The 1,047-nt window shown below is 76.5% G+C and carries 1 protein-coding gene; it reads right to left on the bottom strand.

The genetic code is table 11. From position 1 onward, the window contains the following. The coding region (locus AB0C29_RS50075) for a BTAD domain-containing putative transcriptional regulator (RefSeq protein ID WP_360835662.1) at positions 1–1,047 on the bottom strand (1,047 nt) is incomplete at both ends.

Below are 1,047 nucleotides of genomic sequence, written 5' to 3'. Positions count from 1 at the left end.
GGGCCAGCGCGCCGCGCGGCACCCGGCCCAGGGCGGGGAACCGTTCGCCGAGCAACAACACCAGCTCGCCGAGACCCAGCACCCGGGCCCGGGCGGCGGCCAGTTCCAGCGCCAGCGGGATCCCGTCCAGCACCTCCGCCAGCCGCGCCAGCTGGGCCTCGTCGTCGGCGTCCGGATGCCAACCCGGGCGTACCGCGCCGATCCGGTCGGCCAGCAGCGCCACGGCGTCGTCCGACGGAAGGGGCGTGACCGGCAGCAGCCGTTCGCCGTCGACACCGAGCGGCTCGCGGCTCGTCGCCAGGATCCGCAGCTGCGGGCAGCGGGCCAGCAGCTCGACGACCAGGTCGGCGACGGCGGCGACAAGATGCTCGCAGTTGTCGAGGATGAGCAGCGCTTCCCGGCCGCTCAGGGCGGAGCTCAGGCCGGCCGGGCCGGGCTCGGCGGGCTGGTGCACACCGGCGGCCGCGGCGATCGTGGAGACGAGCAGGTCCGGTTCCGCGACGTCGGCCAGCCGGGCCAGCCACGGGCCGTCGCCGTCCGGGCGGGTGGCGGCGTACTCCACCGCCAGCCGGGTCTTGCCCACGCCGCCGGGACCGACGAGGGACAGCAGGCGGGTGGCCGGCATGGTGGCTTCGAGCGCGGCCAGTTCCGCTTCCCGGCCGACGAAAGCGGACAGCGGCCGGGTCACCGCCGGGGCCTTGGTGACCGGGCGTGGTGCCGGGCCGGGCCGGGCGGGCAACAGCAGACCGGGATCCTGGGCCAGCAGGCGCCGTTCCAGGGACTGCAGGGCAGGCCCGGGATCCACTCCGAGGTCGTCGGCGAGCAGGGCGCGGACCCTGCGCAGGGCCGACAGCGCCTCGGCCTGGCGAGCGCTGCGGTAGAGGCCGAGGATGAGCAGTTCCCAGCGGCGTTCCCGATAAGGCTCTGCGCGTACGGCTGGGGTCAGCTCGGCCACCGCGCCGGGTGCGTCGCCCACGGCCAGCCGCGCCGCCAGCCTCTCCTCGACCGCGACCAGGCGCAGCTCTCCCAGCCGGACCCGGACGGCCT

Source organism: Actinoplanes sp. NPDC048791, assembly GCF_040650095.1.
GTDB lineage: Bacteria > Actinomycetota > Actinomycetes > Mycobacteriales > Micromonosporaceae > Actinoplanes.
The sequence above is the reverse complement of the archived record's forward strand: the minus strand, read 5'-3'. Positions and strand labels throughout refer to the sequence as shown.